The organism is Pedobacter zeae, assembly GCF_014196715.1.
Lineage (GTDB): Bacteria > Bacteroidota > Bacteroidia > Sphingobacteriales > Sphingobacteriaceae > Pedobacter > Pedobacter zeae.
In genome coordinates, this window is sequence record NZ_JACIEF010000001.1 from 429,058 (window position 1) to 444,989 (window position 15,932).

Here is a 15,932-nt window from a genome sequence, read left to right on the forward strand (position 1 = left end):
ACAATCGGAAATTTTGTCGCTAAGTTTTTGTTTTAAATGACTAAATTGCTGATTTATAGTATTTTATTCTGAAATTTTGTCGTATGCAGATTTTAAACTTGCAAGGCTTGCATTTAAGTTGCCAACTGTTAACTTCCAACTGCTTTGGGCATTCTACTAATTCTGATCAATGGGAAAAGGGGCGGGCTTTACAGGGCTGCGCTTCGCTCCGGTACCAATGAAAGATCGGTACTGAATACTTACAACCCTAAGGCGGAATCACTGGTTTCATTTCTGAACGCTGTGAAGAATCTCTAGCTACACTACTTAGATTTTGAAGTGATATTAATCGATGAAATCAGTAATCTATCGCTTAAAGATCCTTCGTGCCCCAGGATGACAACATCAGAAACAAAACCACTAATAAGCTACGAGGTCTTGATTATTTTCCGGCTTTATGCTCAATCACATATTTACCCGCTACTAAATCTATTTTTCCGGTGTTGTTTAGCTTCCCATTTATATAATTATCCATACCACGCGTAAGTGGCAAATTAATGGTCGCCGTGGAATTTGCTGGAATGGTAATATCGTATCTGATTCCATTATTAATTCTTTTCCATGCACTTACAATTTTGCCATACGGACCAATGTGACTGGCTTCAAAAGAATTTAGACCCTCCATAATATGCGGATCCAATATCACATGTTTAAAGCCAGGCTGTGTTTCATCCGGCTTAATACCACCTGGCGATTTGTATAGCCATGCACCAATTTCTCCGAACATAATATGGTTCATAGAAATATCCGATTTTGCATCTATAGGCCAGTTTTCGTACAAGGTAGTAGCGCCATTTTCCATCCACCAGCCCCAGCTTGGATAGGTTTTTTGAGCAGCAACTTTATAAGCAATATCATTGTAGCCGTTTTCACTCAATGCATTTAAAATGGCCTTTGTACCCAGTAAACCTACATCCAAATGGAAGTTATCAGCCTCTACGCGTTTGGCCAGGTTTTCGGCAACAAGGGCAATCGATTCTTCAGGAACAATTTTCCAGTACAACGGAACACTCATTTCGGTTTGGGTACCAGTGTGGTAAATTCCTTTTTCTTTGTTCAGGTATTTTGCATTAAAAGCATCTTTAATTTTTTTTGCCTGGGCGGTGTACTTTTCATAATCATCATTTTTACCTAAAATTTTTGCTGCCTTTGCCAAAATAACCACATCGGCATAATAATAACAGGTTGAAGTCAGTTCGACAGGAGATTTGGATTTCACCGGAATCCAATCGCCCAAGCCCCAGGTAGTTAAGCCAGTCGGGTAAGTTTCATTAATGTGGTTTACGTATCTTCTGATATTTTCATAACAATCGGCAAGTAGTTTTTTGTCGCCATAAAACAGGTAAACATTCCATGGAATAATGGCAATGGTGCTGGTCCAATCGGGCCCATTGCCCCATTCGTAACCCCAGCCATCGGTAGGGATAATGGAAGGTAAAACACCATTTGGTTGTTGTTCATCACGGTGATCGGCGAGCCATTTCTCGTAAATGGTAATACCGTCAAACCCATAAAGACCAGTTTCTATCGCAATCTGAGCATCGCCCGTCCATCCATTTTTCTCTCTCTGCGGACAATCTGTGGGGTAGCCAAAAAGATTCGACAGGTAAGAATTATTGGTGGCGTAATAGATTTTATTAATAATCGGTTCTGATGATTTAACATCGCCCATCACCGGGACATCACTATGCATAAAGTAACCCAGCAGATTTTCTTTTTTCAATTCGATAGGAGCAGAACTGCTTACTTCAACATATTGAAAACCTTTATAATTAAAATGCGGCATAAAACTTTGTTCTCTTTTTCCGTTTAAAATCAGGATGTCGGTTTGGAAAGGATCGGTATCATCTGTTGGGCGGTAATGGGCATCAATATTCGATATATCCACATGCCCATTGGCATATAAACGCTCTCCATGTTTCAGTTTTATCACCGTTCCTGCCGGGCCGCTTACCGTGATTTTGCTTACCCCCGAAATATTTCTGCCCAGATCGAAAACATAAGTAGTATCATTAAATTTCCTTAAACTTTTGCTGGCTATTTCTTCAACATTGCGGATAGGATGCATAGCCTGTGCAACAATATTTTTAGACGGTGCGGAACGGTAGATCACATTTTTCCAAGCTGTATCGTCGAAATTTGGCATGTTCCAACCTGCTTTTTCCAGGCGGGCATCGTAGTGTTCGGCAGTATAAATACTATTAAAAATAATCGGACTTAAAGCTGTTTTCCATTCTTTACCCGATTTAATGGTTTCCGTTGTGCCATCTTCATAAGTGATACGTAGGTCGAGGCAAAAAGCTGGCCTGTTGCGCCATGGTGCGCGGTCGAAATACCAAACTGCAGTAGATTGGTGGTTGTACCAACCATTGCCTAGCAATACGCCAATAGCATTTTTGCCTTGACTGATGGCATTGGTTACATCGTAAGTAACGTATAATGTTCGTCTATCAAAACGAGTGTACATCGGGTCCATCCGGTGATTGCCAATTTTTTTGCCGTTGATAGAGAGTTCGTACAAGCCTGCCGCGGCGATGTAGGCCCTGGCCGACCTGATTTTTTTATTTGCGGTAAAAGTCTTTCTGAAATAGGGAGCAGGTTTAAGCTGGGTATTCTCGGTATCCGAAATCCAGGCGCCCTGCCAGTTTTGCATTTTCATTATGCCGGTTTCAAAGCTGGCGATATATGTTTTATTTGATTTCTTTTGCCCTCCATCAGCAATATCTACCCGCCAGAAATATTTAGTAAAAGGTTTTAGTGGATGACCTGAATAAATAACCAGATTATTATCTGATTTAACCCAGCCCGTATTCCAAAGTTTTGCATTGGCTTTAACAAGCGAGGCCGAATCGGTATCTAAAAGAATGCGGTAAGCTGTTTGTTTGGCACCTTGGCTGGTATCGTTCATTTGCCAGGTAAAACGCGGGCTAGGATTATCTAAGCCGATTGGGTTAACCAAATATTCGGTTTTTAAAGCGGTAAGTGATTGAGCAAATGTTTTGGAAAGAGGAGCAAGAGCAAAAAATAAAGTAGTTACCTGAAGAAATCTGAGGTTCATAGCGTAAAGGTTATAAAACTAAGATATTAAAATAATGTGCTGTTGTAAGAACGCAATAGAATTTTTACGCATAAAAAAAGACGGGCTTTAACCCGTCTTATATTGTTGAAATTACTTAGCTCTTATAGACTAGCTTAATTTTTCTTTCAGTTTTTCGGTCTGATGATCAGCCAGTTTTTGTAAAGGACCGGATGCCAGCATTTTCATCATCATATTTAAATCTGCTGAGATGATGTGTTTAGCAGTGGTCGTACCATTTCCGTTATCTGAAACTGTCCATTTTAATTCTACATCAAAAGGTGCTTTTTCACTCGGAATTGCTGTTATTTCCTGGTTTTCAACGCGGTTAGAAATCTTTATGGCCAGCTTTGCCATATTTTGGATGGTAAAGCGTGCATCATCTTCAGTTGATTCCCAGTTGTAAATATTTTCGGGCATCAGTTGCTGATGATTGTTCATATTAGATAGAAAAGCATAAACCTCAGCAACCGGTTTATTAACTTCTACTGTGCTTTCGATAACAGTCATTATATATTTTTATAGGTTTTGTATTCTTGTTTCAAAATTAAGACTCCGGACTTAAAACTTGTCCTTGTCCCCATTCTGAAGGGTTTAGGCGCCATTTGCCTAATAATTCCATGTCGCTTTTAGCAATAATGCTGTGCTCAGCAGCATAATCTATTAAAGCCGCATAATTTGACAGGGTAAGATAACGGCATTTTGCAGCGGCGAAATTTTCGTCTGCCTTTTCAAAGCCGTAGGTAAAGATTGCAGCTAAACCGGCTACTGATAAACCTGCAGCTCTTAGCGCTTCAACAGCCTGTAAGCTGCTTTTTCCGGTCGAAATTAAATCTTCTATCACCACAACCCGTTGTCCTTCAACTACTTCCCCCTCAATTAAGCTTCCTGTGCCGTGTTCTTTTGCCTTAGCCCTTACGTAAATAAAAGGTAAGCCCAGTTCTTGCGCAACCAAAACGCCCTGCGGGATGCCAGCAGTTGCCACTCCGGCAATAACATCCACAGAACCAAATTCTTCCTGGATGGCCTGTGCCAGTTTCTGACGGATATAAGTTCTAACCTGGGGATGGGAAAGGGTAACCCTATTGTCGCAATAAATTGGCGATTTCCAGCCTGATGCCCAGGTAAAGGGATTGTTTGGCTGTAATTTAATTGCTTTTATCTGTAATAAAAATTCCGCTACTTTTAATTCAATATCACTTTTATTATACATGGCTCAAAATTACAGATTTATTTGTGTTTGTCATAACGTTTATTAAGCCCCTTTGTTTTGCATTAGGGAAAAGAAAAATGTAAGAATCGGGATTTGAATTCGACATTTCAATACTACAAATATCGGAAATTTTGATGGATGCTAAAAGCGATTTCTCGCCACTTGCTGTAAATCAGTACAATAAAGAATCGGTGGGATCGAAAAGGGATTAAAATCTTACAGACTTAGCGCTATAACCTCTACGGAAATGATGAATGTGGTTTTGTTCCGATTTTTACAATTTTGCCACCAGGTATTGCACTAAATTTACGATCTTGTAATTACTCAGGATATGGAATTTAAACAGTTTGTACCTTCAGATACTTTAAAGCCTTATATCAGGCATTATTACATTTTTAAATCGGATGTTGATTCTGTTTTTGAAGATGTAGTATTTCCCAGTGGGGATATGGAGGTGATATTTAATCTTGGCAATGGAAGTTGGGAATCTTTTGTGGGAGATCGTTTTAAGAAAACGCCGAAGGTAGAACTCTGGGGACAGATTACCAAACCTTTATCCATTAGGTCAACAGGTAAACACACGATGTTGGGCATCAAATTTTACACACACTCTGCATCATACTTTTTTAATGAGCAAATGGGGCTTTTTAATGATTGTATTACCGATCTGCAAGCTGTAATAGGAGGTAGTGCAAATACTATCCATCAAAAGTTATTAGAAACCGAAGGCGAGCAGAACAGGATCGACCTGTTAGAAGCATTTCTTTTAAAAAGGTTGATCAGTCACGAGAAAAAATCCTTTCACATTACTAAAGTGGCCGATATTTTAAATAGTATTTTAAAAGATGCTTCGGTCAGTAATATCACCACCATCGCCTCAAGGCATAATATTACTACACGTTATCTGCAGCGGCTATTACAACAGCATACAGGGCTTTCGCCAAAATCTTACGATAAGATCAACCGTTTTCAACAGAGTTTAAAAATGATCTCTAAAAATGATCAGCCTTTTACCGCCATTGCTTATGCCTGTGGGTATTTTGATCAGTCACACTTTATAAGGGATTTTAAATCTTTCACAGGGCTTACCCCTTCGAGTTACCTGGATAACCTTACTCCGGTAAATCAATTGCTTTTTCCATAATTTTAATCTGTTCGGATTTGTACAATCCGATGCTTTTTTAGTGCTATATCTTTGGTATATAATCAATTAAACAAGATATAGCATGAATTCTTTTGAAACATTTAAACACCTGCACAAAAACAGCAGCCCGCTTTTAATAGGGAATATATGGGATGTAAAAAGTGCAGAAACTTTTCAATCAGCAGGCTTCCGGGCAATCGGTATATCCAGTCAGGCCATTTCCAATGCCCTTGGCTATCCTGATGGGGAAAATCTACCTTTCGAATACCTGCTCCGCATCAGTCAGCGCATTACAGAGGTGGTTGATCTTCCCCTGACGGTTGATATGGAAGCTGGGTACAGTCGTAATTTGGATGAGATTTTGAAAAATATCGAAAAACTACATGATCATGGTGCGATTGGTATAAACCTCGAAGATACCATACCAGGTGAAAAGAGAAGCTTAACGCCGGCAGCTTCTTTTGCGGAGACTGTTGCAGCAGTGGCAGAACACATCAGGCGTAAAAGATTGAATATTTTTCTCAACATCCGTACCGATGGCTTTCTATTGGGATTGCCCCATGCGTTGGAAGAAACCCTAAAGCGGGTAAAACTTTACGAGAAAGCAGGTGCCGATGGCATTTTTGTACCTTGTATTACTCAGCGTGATGATATCAAAACTGTAGTTCAATCTACTTCTTTACCCATTAACGTAATGTGTATGCCCGATCTTCCAGGTTTTAAAGAACTGGAATTGCTGGGGGTTAAGCGCATCAGTATGGGTGGTTTTCTTTTTAATAAAGTATATGATTATGCAGGTGTACTTGCCCGTAAAATATTGGCAGAGCAAGAATTTTCAAGCATTTTTTCGTAAACATTAATCCAAATCAATATGAATTTACCAAAAAGGGCAGAGGACGCCCACTCGGCATTAGCTGCCGCATTTAATACTGGCGATCTGGCCACGGTTCTTAGTCTGTACGATACGTCAGGTGTCATTGTTCCTGAACCTGGAAAACCTGTATCAGGACGACAGGAATTTGAAGAAGCGGTTAAAGCGATCTTAGCCATTAAAGGAAGGATGGAAATCAATACCGTTTATTGTTTGCAAACCGGAAACCTTGCAGTGGGAAGATCGGAGTGGAATATTACCGACGGGGATGAAGTGAAAGTAAAGGCAAAAGGTATTGAGCTGATGAAGCAGGGAGAAGATGGGCTATGGAGAATTCTGATCGACCATGCTTTTGGAGCGGAAGCAGATCTGATCGCTTAGGGTTACCAATAACGCAAAAAAAAAATCGTCATTTCGAACCGGGTGCAATAGAGGTTAGAACCACGTAGCTCCCGTGAAGCTAAATCTGTTTTAGATAGATTTTTTCCTGAAAGTTCGGGATTAAGCTTCGGTCGAGTTGACGATTTTTTTTTGAATTTATACCGCCGATTTGCTTCAAGAAGCTTTATTTCAAATAGATAGAATGATGAAATAAGTTTAATTTCAGTTCCGATTCATCCTATTTTAAGGTCTTTAGCAGCAGTAATTTTGATCATAATAAAAAGATACAGGATGAAAACAAACAAAATTTTATTGGCCATTTTACTGCTGATTACAGTTTGCCAAACCAGGGATATTCTGGATCCGGAAATAAGAAAAATACAGTGGAATAAACAAAGGTTATTTAAAGTAGCAGTAAGATTTAGCCAATATTTAATTGCATTTGAAAAAGAAAGAACATCAGGAACAGTTCTCCATTTTATGAGAAAAGATGATGCTTGCGAAAGTATTTGCCTGAGTTTTAAATTACCTTTGATCTGCGCGAATACTGTAACATCATTTGACCCCCATCGTCTTAATCAAAATCTTAAAATTATGATCGTCTTAAAATCAGACTATTTCAGTTCGCATGAGCGCCTTACCCGTTTTATCAACGAAAACCACATTAAACGTGAAGATATTTTAGCCATTACACAGGCTCCCGGCTGCTTTGCCATCTTTTTTTACGCTGATGATGCTGTTGTAGAAATTACACACGGATTGTTTTCCTGATGAGAACCTTCGTTATCTCAAACAGTTACCGAAAGCACGGATATCCCTTTTGTTTCGAACTCAGTAACATCAGGGTTATTGTAGTCGGTAACTAAAATATTCACCAGCGATAAATCATTAAACTTTAAGTACGATGTTTTTCCTACTTTACGGGCATCACAAAGTATATAAACACAATCGCTTTGCAATGCCATAGCCAGGGTATTCGAAGCTTCATGCTCACTGCCGGCATATAATCCCTCCACGGTAATCCCATCTACCCCTAAAAAAGCTTTTGAAGCACGGTATCTGGCAATATGTTCATATGCTGTAGTTCCGTGAACGGCTTGCCTGGTTGCATCAACTTCCCCTCCAATAAGATTAATGGTTACTGCACTGTCCAGTAATTCATTTACTACAGGTAGTGAATTGGTAATCACCTTTATTTTTTTGTTTTTGATAAATTGGCATAACCTGAAGGCCGTGCTTCCGCAGTCTATAAATATCACATCGCCATCAATAATGTCTGCTGCAGCCCTTTTACAGATCGCATCTTTTGCTTTAATATTTACCCCAGCTTTATTGACAAATGAAACCGGCTTAATTACTTCACTTATTTTCATTGCCCCACCATGGGTGCGGTACAGGAGTCCATTAGCAGCCATAGCGGTCAGGTCTCTTCGTACGGTAACTTCAGATACATTAATTTCGGCTGCTAACTGCCTGATCTCTACTTCGCCAAACTTCTCTAAAAGCTCAAGGATTTTATATGCCCTTTTTTGAAATGTCATAAATAATGATTTAATTCGATCAAAAATAATCATAAAAAATCAAAAATAATCATTCATGAAACCTGTTAATATTCTGAAAACAGAAATTTTATCCGATAATTGGTATACCCTCAAAAAAGTAAGTTTCGAAATGACCGGAAATAATGGTGTTAAATCTATTTTAGAACGCGAGGCTTATGACAGGGGTAATGGCGCTACAATTTTGTTGTATAATCAACAATCTAAAAAGATTGTCCTTACCCGCCAGTTCAGAATTCCCACATTTATTAATGGAAATGATACAGGTTACCTGATTGAGTGCTGTGCCGGACTGTTGGATGAGGATAATCCGGAAGATTGTATCAGGAGAGAAACCGAGGAAGAAACCGGATTTAGAATTGCCCGGGTAGAAAAAGTTTTCGAGGCCTATATGTCGCCAGGCTCGGTTACCGAGCGCTTATACTTTTTTGTGGCGGCCTATTCACATGAAATGAAACGGCATAACGGAGGAGGACTGCAAGAAGAAAATGAAGACATAGAAGTACTGGAATTGCCTTTCGAAAGGGCATTGGAAATGATAACTACGGGAGAAATAAAAGATGGCAAAACCATTATGCTTCTGCAGTATGCCCAGTTAAAGGGATTGATGTTGTAGCGGAATGTTTGAATTTTGCAATGATTTATTTGATTTGCGTAATTGTTCTTATTGAACTGCTGTTTACATTTGTTATGGTTTAATTAATTTTAAATTTTTATGATAGCAACAAAAGGATATGCGGCACAAAATGCCGAAACGGATTTAGCACCCTGGAATTTTGAGCGTAGGGAAGTGGGACCTCATGACGTGCAGTTCGAAATACTTTTCTGTGGGGTTTGCCACTCAGACCTGCACCAGATTAAAAATGATTGGTTTCCGGGAATATTCCCAATGGTTCCGGGGCATGAAATTGTGGGCAGGGTGATAAAGGTTGGCGACCATGTTAAGAAATTTAAGGTAGGCGATCTTGCGGGTACAGGTTGTATGGTAGATTCCTGCCAGATCTGCGAAAACTGCAAGCAGGGGCTTGAACAATATTGTTTAGAAGGAAATACCCAAACTTACAATAGTTTAGAAAGAGATGGTAAAACACCAACTTATGGTGGATATTCCAATACGATTGTGGTAAGAGAAGAATTTGTACTTCATGTACCAGACAAATTAAATCTTGCTGCGGTAGCACCACTTTTATGTGCCGGGATTACCACTTACTCTCCATTAAGACATTGGAAAGTTGGAAAAGGGCATAAACTGGCCGTACTGGGCTTAGGTGGTTTGGGCCATATGGCGGTGAAGTTCGGTGTAGCTTTTGGTGCTGAAGTAACAGTATTGAGCACTTCGCCTAAAAAAGAAGAAGATGCCAAAAAATTGGGTGCCCATCATTTTGTGGTTACTACCGATCCTGCTCAGGTTAAAGCAGCCAGAGGTACATTCGACTTTATACTGGACACTGTATCTGCAGAACATGATTTTAACATGTACCTTTCCTTATTGAGAACAAACGGGGTACACATTTGTGTAGGTGTTCCGCCTAAACCGGCAGAAATTGCTGCTTTCAGTTTGCTGGGCGGTAGAAAAAGTCTGGCCGGATCAGGTATCGGTGGTATTGCCGAAACTCAGGAAATGCTTGATTTCTGCGCAGAAAACAACATTGTATCTGATATTGAACTGATTGATATTAAAGATATTCATCAGGCCTACGAGCGCATGCTAAAAGGCGATGTGCGTTACAGGTTTGTAATCGATATGGCTACATTGTAATTTTGACCGGATCAAAAATTATGGGGATTTAGGGATATTAATGTTTCTAAATCCCCTTTTTTTAAAAAGTGTCTTTATAATCTAAAACATGCCCGTTTTTCTCTACAAATTCGGCCAGGGGGATGTGGTGTTCGGATTCTACTTTCGCAACCTGCCTTTCATTTTCAGTTAACAGGTTACCCAATGTATTCAGCGAATCTTTAAGGTAAGATACGGATAACATCCGTGAAATCCTGTTTCTGATTTTATCAGCAAGAAATAATTCGACCATGATCAGGCTGATCAGAAAAAGGTAATGGTTAAAGATAATGTTATTGGTTCTTCGGGCAAAGGTGGGGAGGCCAAGTACTCCAAAAAATAAATCTATAATTAAAGGAATGCCGATAATTGCGATGAGTGAAAAACCGTTAACCTTTAATGCAATTTCTTTTTCGGCTTTTCTGAGTTGTTCACTAAGGGCAGAAAACTTGCTTTTAAAAGGAATTTCCCTGTTATGCTGCTGTTGCTCCAGTTTTTGAAGTGCTTTACCGTGTTCGATATCGATTTTCCGCACCTGCTCTACAATGTGCGTTTCGGCATTGTTCAGCTTTTCCTGATCTTCTACTATAGATTCCTGTTCGGCAATAATCTTGTCCATAATCAACAGGTCTTCCGGGATACCATGACGAAGTTTTTGTTCTGCAGCTATAATGCGGTTATCCAATTGTTTAAACTGCCTTTTAAGTTCGGTAATTTCTTTATTAAAATGCTCTTTTTTTTGAGCATAGGTATTTTCGAGGCTGTTAAGTGCCGCAACGTATTCGAAATCTGCCAGAAGCTGTTCGTTACCGGCAAAACGCTGATAAAGCCCATTTAATTTGATGAATAGCTCGCCGATTGATTTTTCCGGATCAGAAAGATCATTTCGGTATGCTTCCAGATCTTTTTCGGATAATGAAGGTATGGGCATAGTAGATTAAAAAACTAAAATTATGAAAAATATTTCTGCTTGAAGGAATTATAAAAGCTGTTTTCCGTTCAAATGTTCCATTATTACAATTAAACTATTTTTTTTACAATCTAGTGTATGCAGTGGTTCCAAAGCACATTTTTTCAGTAATACAATGTTATTATTCGTCCGTTTAAAAACGGGGATTTAATCGATCGAAATATTTTTTTCATTTTTTTATCAGTTTAATAAATTATTATATATTTGTATTAAGCAAGGGGTGAGAGCCTTGCATCAATCTTTGATTGAGAGCGTTAATTTAGATAAGGTTACAACATGATTTGTTGTAACCTTTTTTTATACCTTATAAATAATTCAACAATTTTTCTACTTTAGGGAAAGCAAATGCATGCGTTTTCGCCGAAATTAAAATATCCTGTAAAGGGGTAGGAGAAGAAGTGATATAAAACGGCCATTTATGCTCATTTAAATATGCTTTAAAACTATATGCCAAGAAACTATAGAATTTATATCAACGATAATACCTTGTTCATCTCTGATTTTTTACCAGAACAGAAAGAGAAAATACAGCAGCTTGAATTTCAGGATTTTAATCTGCAGACGTTCTACAAAAAATTAAAAAACGGGTCTAAAAAGAGTTATATTTTCTTGACAAAAAATCCGAAAGAAACCTTTCAGAAATTAAAGAAAGACTGTACCATTATTAAAGCCGCAGGCGGTTTGGTAGAAAGCGCGAATGGCAATTACCTTTTTATCTTTAGGAATAAAAAGTGGGATCTGCCCAAAGGAAAACTTGAAGAGGATGAGAAAATGAAGGAAGCCGCAGTTCGGGAGGTAGAGGAAGAATGTGGGATCAGGGTTTTTAAACGGGAAGAAAAGCTTTGTAAAACCTATCATGTGTATCCGATGGGAACCAAAATGGTGATCAAGAAAACCAATTGGTACAAAATGAAGGTTAAAGGTGAACCTAAATTGGTACCTCAAAAAGAGGAAGGTATTGATGAAGCGGTTTGGCTGGATAAAAACCACATTTCGCCTGTGATTAAAAATACATTTCCTTCTATTATGGATGTATTGAGGGCCGGCGGGATTTTGTAGATTCCTCTGTTGCCATCGTCATGCTGAACTTGTTTCAGCATCTTTTTACCACAGATATCTTGTGGTGTCAGATATTTCTATCTGACACAGATCGGAACAATTATAGATGGGATTTCGACGTACTTTAACTGTTAGCTGGTAACAGCTGACAGCAACAATACATCTGACAGCACAGATTACTCATAATCCAATTCATCAACTACTTTTTTAACCTGTTTTAGATATCTGCCGTAATAAAACCAGGCCCATAGTTCGGTTATTACTCCAATAATCAGAATCGTAATAAAACAGTTCAATATCAGGAATACAGGGGATAAATTAGTTAAAATCTTTGCAAAAACAGAGGCTTTCTCAATAAAGAGGTAGGCTGACATAAATCCTACCGCTATAAAAGCAATAATATAGGTGAGGGCTTTATATAACTCAACGTTCAGTTTCATTTCATAATAAAACCAGAGGATATTTTTGCGGGTATCCATACTCATATCGTAAGAATTTTTATAAAACGTATAGAATTTAAAAAAATAGTAAGCAGTAAAACCGCAGGTGGTGGCATATGTAATGAGATACACCTGTTTTATGGCTGTTGAAAATCCCGCCAGGAAAGGGATAAAAACCATCAATAGCAGAAAGAAAAGTTGATAATAAAACTCATGTTTCATTTTCGCCCTAATCTTGTCGATAGGAGTATTAGCCTGCTTTATTTTAAGCATGTCGGTAGAAATGTTGTTTCCTTCTGAACTTTCAGCATTCCATTCATTTTTTATATCGTCAAAATTCATAACCGTTTTTCTTTATGATGAATTGTAATTTTTCTTTTGTTCTGTTGAGTTTAACACGGGCATTAACTTCGCTTATTCCCAGGTTTCCGGCGATATCACGATGGGATTGGTTTTCGAGAAAGAGGAAGATTAATGCTTTTTCAATTGCATTTAATTCTTGAACGGCAGTGTATAAATAGGTCAGTTTTTCTTCTTTTCCTTCATTTTCGTTTATATCCATTACATCGATGTTCTCATCCAACGGTGCTTTGTCTACTTTTTTGTTATCCTTTTTAAAATAGACTAAGGCCGTATTTAAACACACACGGTACATCCAAGTGGTAAACTTGCTGTTTCCTTTAAAAGTAGGGTAGGCTTTCCATAGCTGCAGTATAATTTCCTGAAACAGATCACGTTGATCTTCAGCATCGTTCATATACATTTTGGAAATCTTATGTATAATCGCTTTGTGCTGATTGATCAGGTTGAGAAATATATTTTCTGTTTCTTTCATTGTATTCCGAATAGGTAACAGATTTTTAAAAACGTTACAATTAAGTTAAAAATATATTTAACCACAGATAAAGAAGATGAACGCAGATGAGATCTTAAAAAATAAAAATCATCACGATCCGATAGCTAGCAATGAAGGGAAGGACTGATACTATGCGAAGGTCTATAGTTGGCACATCATAACTAACACAGAAATCATGCTATATAAGTAAGCTGGTTATGCCAATAAACACATCATATAGGAACCCTTAAGAGAAATATTCTTTAGACAAACCTGGATTTAAATCTGTGTTTACCTATGGTTAATAAAAACTATAAAAAGCTAAGTGCCTCTTTAGGTACAAATGGACTTACATCACCTTGGTTTCTTAAAATATCGCGAACAATGGTTGAGCTGATGGCCGAGTATTCGGGTTTGCTTAAAAGCAGGATGGTTTCTACCTCCGGCATCATGGTCTGATTGATCTGTGCAATGGCCCTTTCATATTCGAAATCGGCAGCAGAGCGGATACCGCGAACCATATATGTAGCATCAATTTTCCTGCAAAAATCTACCGTTAAGCCTTCGTAGGTCTGAATTTCAATGTTCTGGTAGCCTTTAAAAACAGTTTGTAAGATCTGAAGGCGTTGTTCGGCACTTAAAAAATTCTGTTTGGAACTGTTTAAGCCAATACCAACTACAATTTTATCGAAAAGTGGAATAGCCCGTTGCAGAATGTTTACATGGGCAATGGTTATCGGATCAAACGAGCCTGGAAATAACGCTATCTTCATGATTCAAATATAGATTTTTATGGTGAGATGAGGAATAGTTTAGCGCCTGGTGTTTGGAGGTTAATGTGAATGGACTGATGAGCTAATTTTCCGTCATCAAAATAAGCAATTACCCCTTAACTCATCCTGAGCCTACAGTTGGCACCTGCATTGAACTAATGACCAATGACTAATGAACCCATGACCAATTTAACTGAACTCAAAAAAACTGAAAGAAGAATTTCCATATTTCCTCGTTTCCGTGTAACCTGGCTGATTGCTCAGTTTCATATTACTCTGGTGTTCTACAACCAGTAATCCATCTGGTTTAAGTAATTGCTGTTCTTTAACCAACACCGGAATTTGTGGGATATTCGGCAGATTATATGGTGGATCGGCGAAAATCAGGTCGTAACTGCCACTCATTTGTTTTAAGAGTTTAAAAACATCGCCTTTTCGTACCTCGATCTGATCAAACTGATGCTGCTTAGCGGTACTTTTTACCCAGTTAACACAACCATAATCCATATCAACAGCTAAAATGCGTTCTGCACCGCGTGAGGCAAATTCGAAGGTCAGGTTTCCTGTACCACAGAATAAGTCGAGTACGCTACAGTTTTCAAAATCGTATTTATTGTTAAGGATATTAAACAGCGCTTCTTTTGCCATATCTGTAGTAGGGCGTACAGGTAAATTTGCAGGGGGTTGCAAACGGATTCCTTTCAGTTTACCACCAATTATTCGCATAAATCTAAAGCAAGCAAGCCACTGAAATAATGTTTAGGCATATCGGCCAACAATTCGCTGTTCTGTTTTCCGGCCGGAAAGAAGAAATAAAGTCGATTGAAGTATTTTAACAAACAGTTGTAATGTTCATCATCTTCATTAATAATGCCCTGGATGTAAACAGGAATGGTATCATTTAAGCCCAATTGTTCAATCATCAGCAACAGGAAATAATTAAACTCCTCGGCGGTTTCAGATTCGTAATGGTTCTGAAAAACAACCTTTTTATCCTTGGTATACAGTATGTTGAATGAGACTGCAGTAAAGTCGATTAATAAAGATTCGTCGGCCAAATGATTAAACAAAGCTATTAAAGGCTCTGATTGCGTAAATAAATCAGTTTCCTGTGGTAAGCTCGCTTTAATTTCATCATTTAGGCAAAAAACGGTATTAAAACCGAGTGATTTATTGTGTTTGGTATAAACTTTAGCATCAGTGCCCAGGTATTGGGCATAAACACTTAAATTTTCATCATCAAACCATTCATCAGGGATGAAAATGAAATTGGAAGTATGTATAGCTGCTTTAACCGTGGCGTATTTTAAAGATAGGTGGTGGTCTGTTTCAAAAGCCAGTCTGAGGTCTTTCCTGACGTCTGCACAGCCCTGTTTATCAAAAATGAGGTTAATCTCTTCAGTATCCTTACTTACCACGGCATAAGAAAAACTGTCATTCGTTATTTTTAACAGTAAATGGCAGTTTGCGGATGCATCCGGATTAAAGTTCGGGTCGACCAATAAGAGACTATTGTTACTCATTGAAACAAAAATAGAGTTTTTTAAGGATTAACAGTATAATGAGGTTAAATTTTTGATTTTACCTCCTGGCAGTTTAGTTTTTTACCACAGAAACATAACATTCAGGGAAAAAAATAGCCATTTGCTTTCTAATGGCCTGGTGAACCTTTTACCACCTGAGTTCACTTTTAATCGGTTTATATGGCTTAAAAATATTCCATTAACCTGGTGTTTTTGCAATGCTTGGTGGTTAAATGAACATTTAAAGTATTTGTGTTCACCTGCGAAAATCT

General features: G+C 38.3%; 17 protein-coding genes. 7 read left to right on the plus strand and 10 right to left on the minus strand.

Features of this window, described 5'->3' with window-relative positions:
- Positions 1-421 precede the first annotated feature (421 nt).
- The 3 genes from GGQ60_RS01645 to pyrE all read right to left on the minus strand — a co-directional run bounded on the left by GGQ60_RS01645 (position 422) and on the right by pyrE (position 4,328).
- Positions 422-3,097 carry an alpha-L-rhamnosidase gene (locus tag GGQ60_RS01645; RefSeq protein WP_183759653.1) on the minus strand — a complete coding sequence of 892 codons (2,676 nt, stop codon included), beginning with the start codon at positions 3,095-3,097 and terminating at the stop codon, positions 422-424.
- 129 nt (positions 3,098-3,226) lie between these two features.
- Complete coding sequence (locus GGQ60_RS01650; RefSeq protein WP_183759654.1) at positions 3,227-3,625, minus strand: SRPBCC family protein; 399 nt, start codon at positions 3,623-3,625, stop codon at positions 3,227-3,229.
- Between the two features lie 37 nt (positions 3,626-3,662).
- The gene (gene pyrE / locus GGQ60_RS01655; RefSeq protein ID WP_183759655.1) at positions 3,663-4,328 is read right to left on the minus strand and encodes an orotate phosphoribosyltransferase; all 666 of its coding nucleotides are present in this window, start codon (positions 4,326-4,328) and stop codon (positions 3,663-3,665) included.
- A gap of 331 nt (positions 4,329-4,659) precedes the next feature.
- Between pyrE and GGQ60_RS01660 the strand changes: the two genes are divergently transcribed.
- From GGQ60_RS01660 to GGQ60_RS01675, 4 genes are all read left to right on the plus strand, one after another.
- Positions 4,660-5,472: a helix-turn-helix transcriptional regulator gene (locus GGQ60_RS01660; protein WP_183759656.1), complete on the plus strand. Its 813-nt coding sequence runs from the start codon at positions 4,660-4,662 to the stop codon at positions 5,470-5,472.
- A gap of 82 nt (positions 5,473-5,554) precedes the next feature.
- Positions 5,555-6,325, plus strand: a complete 771-nt coding sequence (locus tag GGQ60_RS01665; RefSeq protein ID WP_183759657.1) for an isocitrate lyase/PEP mutase family protein — start codon at positions 5,555-5,557, stop codon at positions 6,323-6,325.
- A gap of 18 nt (positions 6,326-6,343) precedes the next feature.
- Positions 6,344-6,724 carry a YybH family protein gene (locus GGQ60_RS01670; protein WP_183759658.1) on the plus strand — a complete coding sequence of 127 codons (381 nt, stop codon included), beginning with the start codon at positions 6,344-6,346 and terminating at the stop codon, positions 6,722-6,724.
- Between the two features lie 291 nt (positions 6,725-7,015).
- Entirely contained in the window at positions 7,016-7,495 is a 480-nt protein-coding gene (locus tag GGQ60_RS01675; protein WP_183759659.1) for a hypothetical protein, read from the plus strand.
- Positions 7,496-7,512: 17 nt separating this feature from the next.
- Here GGQ60_RS01675 and GGQ60_RS01680 read toward each other — a convergent pair whose 3' ends face one another.
- Entirely contained in the window at positions 7,513-8,265 is a 753-nt protein-coding gene (locus GGQ60_RS01680; RefSeq protein WP_183759660.1) for a DeoR/GlpR family DNA-binding transcription regulator, read from the minus strand.
- A 55-nt stretch (positions 8,266-8,320) separates the two neighbouring features.
- Here GGQ60_RS01680 and nudK point away from each other — a divergent pair, with 55 nt between their 5' ends.
- Positions 8,321-8,899: a GDP-mannose pyrophosphatase NudK gene (gene nudK, locus GGQ60_RS01685; RefSeq protein WP_183759661.1), complete on the plus strand. Its 579-nt coding sequence runs from the start codon at positions 8,321-8,323 to the stop codon at positions 8,897-8,899.
- A 99-nt stretch (positions 8,900-8,998) separates the two neighbouring features.
- A complete protein-coding gene (locus tag GGQ60_RS01690) occupies positions 8,999-10,042 on the plus strand; it encodes an NAD(P)-dependent alcohol dehydrogenase (protein ID WP_183759662.1) in 1,044 nt (347 codons plus the stop codon).
- A gap of 61 nt (positions 10,043-10,103) precedes the next feature.
- On the opposite strand, the gene GGQ60_RS01695 is transcribed toward GGQ60_RS01690, so the two are convergent.
- Positions 10,104-10,991 (minus strand): hypothetical protein, encoded by an 888-nt coding sequence (locus tag GGQ60_RS01695; RefSeq protein WP_183759663.1) that lies wholly within the window; start codon positions 10,989-10,991, stop codon positions 10,104-10,106.
- Positions 10,992-11,477: 486 nt separating this feature from the next.
- Between GGQ60_RS01695 and GGQ60_RS01700 the strand changes: the two genes are divergently transcribed.
- Complete coding sequence (locus tag GGQ60_RS01700; RefSeq protein WP_183759664.1) at positions 11,478-12,089, plus strand: NUDIX hydrolase; 612 nt, start codon at positions 11,478-11,480, stop codon at positions 12,087-12,089.
- Between the two features lie 176 nt (positions 12,090-12,265).
- On the opposite strand, the gene GGQ60_RS01705 is transcribed toward GGQ60_RS01700, so the two are convergent.
- The 5 genes from GGQ60_RS01705 to GGQ60_RS01725 all read right to left on the minus strand — a co-directional run bounded on the left by GGQ60_RS01705 (position 12,266) and on the right by GGQ60_RS01725 (position 15,660).
- On the minus strand, positions 12,266-12,871 hold the full coding sequence (locus GGQ60_RS01705) for a hypothetical protein (protein ID WP_183759665.1): 606 nt from the start codon (positions 12,869-12,871) through the stop codon (positions 12,266-12,268).
- Positions 12,861-13,364, minus strand: coding sequence for an RNA polymerase sigma factor (locus GGQ60_RS01710; RefSeq protein WP_183759666.1), 504 nt, complete (start codon positions 13,362-13,364; stop codon positions 12,861-12,863). The genes GGQ60_RS01705 and GGQ60_RS01710 overlap by 11 nt, the downstream gene beginning before the upstream one ends.
- A 311-nt stretch (positions 13,365-13,675) precedes the next feature.
- Positions 13,676-14,137 carry a pantetheine-phosphate adenylyltransferase gene (coaD, locus tag GGQ60_RS01715; RefSeq protein ID WP_183759667.1) on the minus strand — a complete coding sequence of 154 codons (462 nt, stop codon included), beginning with the start codon at positions 14,135-14,137 and terminating at the stop codon, positions 13,676-13,678.
- A gap of 189 nt (positions 14,138-14,326) precedes the next feature.
- Positions 14,327-14,863 (minus strand): 16S rRNA (guanine(966)-N(2))-methyltransferase RsmD, encoded by a 537-nt coding sequence (gene rsmD / locus GGQ60_RS01720; protein WP_183759668.1) that lies wholly within the window; start codon positions 14,861-14,863, stop codon positions 14,327-14,329.
- Positions 14,854-15,660, minus strand: coding sequence for a DUF3822 family protein (locus GGQ60_RS01725; protein WP_183759669.1), 807 nt, complete (start codon positions 15,658-15,660; stop codon positions 14,854-14,856). The genes rsmD and GGQ60_RS01725 overlap by 10 nt, the downstream gene beginning before the upstream one ends.
- Positions 15,661-15,932 lie beyond the last annotated feature (272 nt).

Coding starts and splice junctions, on each gene's coding strand:
- GGQ60_RS01645 (WP_183759653.1), bottom strand. CDS start 3,097: ATGAACCTCAGATTTCTTCAGGTAACTACTTTATTTTTTGCTCTTGCT.
- GGQ60_RS01650 (WP_183759654.1), bottom strand. CDS start 3,625: ATGACTGTTATCGAAAGCACAGTAGAAGTTAATAAACCGGTTGCTGAG.
- pyrE (WP_183759655.1), bottom strand. CDS start 4,328: ATGTATAATAAAAGTGATATTGAATTAAAAGTAGCGGAATTTTTATTA.
- GGQ60_RS01660 (WP_183759656.1), top strand. CDS start 4,660: ATGGAATTTAAACAGTTTGTACCTTCAGATACTTTAAAGCCTTATATC.
- GGQ60_RS01665 (WP_183759657.1), top strand. CDS start 5,555: ATGAATTCTTTTGAAACATTTAAACACCTGCACAAAAACAGCAGCCCG.
- GGQ60_RS01670 (WP_183759658.1), top strand. CDS start 6,344: ATGAATTTACCAAAAAGGGCAGAGGACGCCCACTCGGCATTAGCTGCC.
- GGQ60_RS01675 (WP_183759659.1), top strand. CDS start 7,016: ATGAAAACAAACAAAATTTTATTGGCCATTTTACTGCTGATTACAGTT.
- GGQ60_RS01680 (WP_183759660.1), bottom strand. CDS start 8,265: ATGACATTTCAAAAAAGGGCATATAAAATCCTTGAGCTTTTAGAGAAG.
- nudK (WP_183759661.1), top strand. CDS start 8,321: ATGAAACCTGTTAATATTCTGAAAACAGAAATTTTATCCGATAATTGG.
- GGQ60_RS01690 (WP_183759662.1), top strand. CDS start 8,999: ATGATAGCAACAAAAGGATATGCGGCACAAAATGCCGAAACGGATTTA.
- GGQ60_RS01695 (WP_183759663.1), bottom strand. CDS start 10,991: ATGCCCATACCTTCATTATCCGAAAAAGATCTGGAAGCATACCGAAAT.
- GGQ60_RS01700 (WP_183759664.1), top strand. CDS start 11,478: ATGCCAAGAAACTATAGAATTTATATCAACGATAATACCTTGTTCATC.
- GGQ60_RS01705 (WP_183759665.1), bottom strand. CDS start 12,871: ATGAATTTTGACGATATAAAAAATGAATGGAATGCTGAAAGTTCAGAA.
- GGQ60_RS01710 (WP_183759666.1), bottom strand. CDS start 13,364: ATGAAAGAAACAGAAAATATATTTCTCAACCTGATCAATCAGCACAAA.
- coaD (WP_183759667.1), bottom strand. CDS start 14,137: ATGAAGATAGCGTTATTTCCAGGCTCGTTTGATCCGATAACCATTGCC.
- rsmD (WP_183759668.1), bottom strand. CDS start 14,863: ATGCGAATAATTGGTGGTAAACTGAAAGGAATCCGTTTGCAACCCCCT.
- GGQ60_RS01725 (WP_183759669.1), bottom strand. CDS start 15,660: ATGAGTAACAATAGTCTCTTATTGGTCGACCCGAACTTTAATCCGGAT.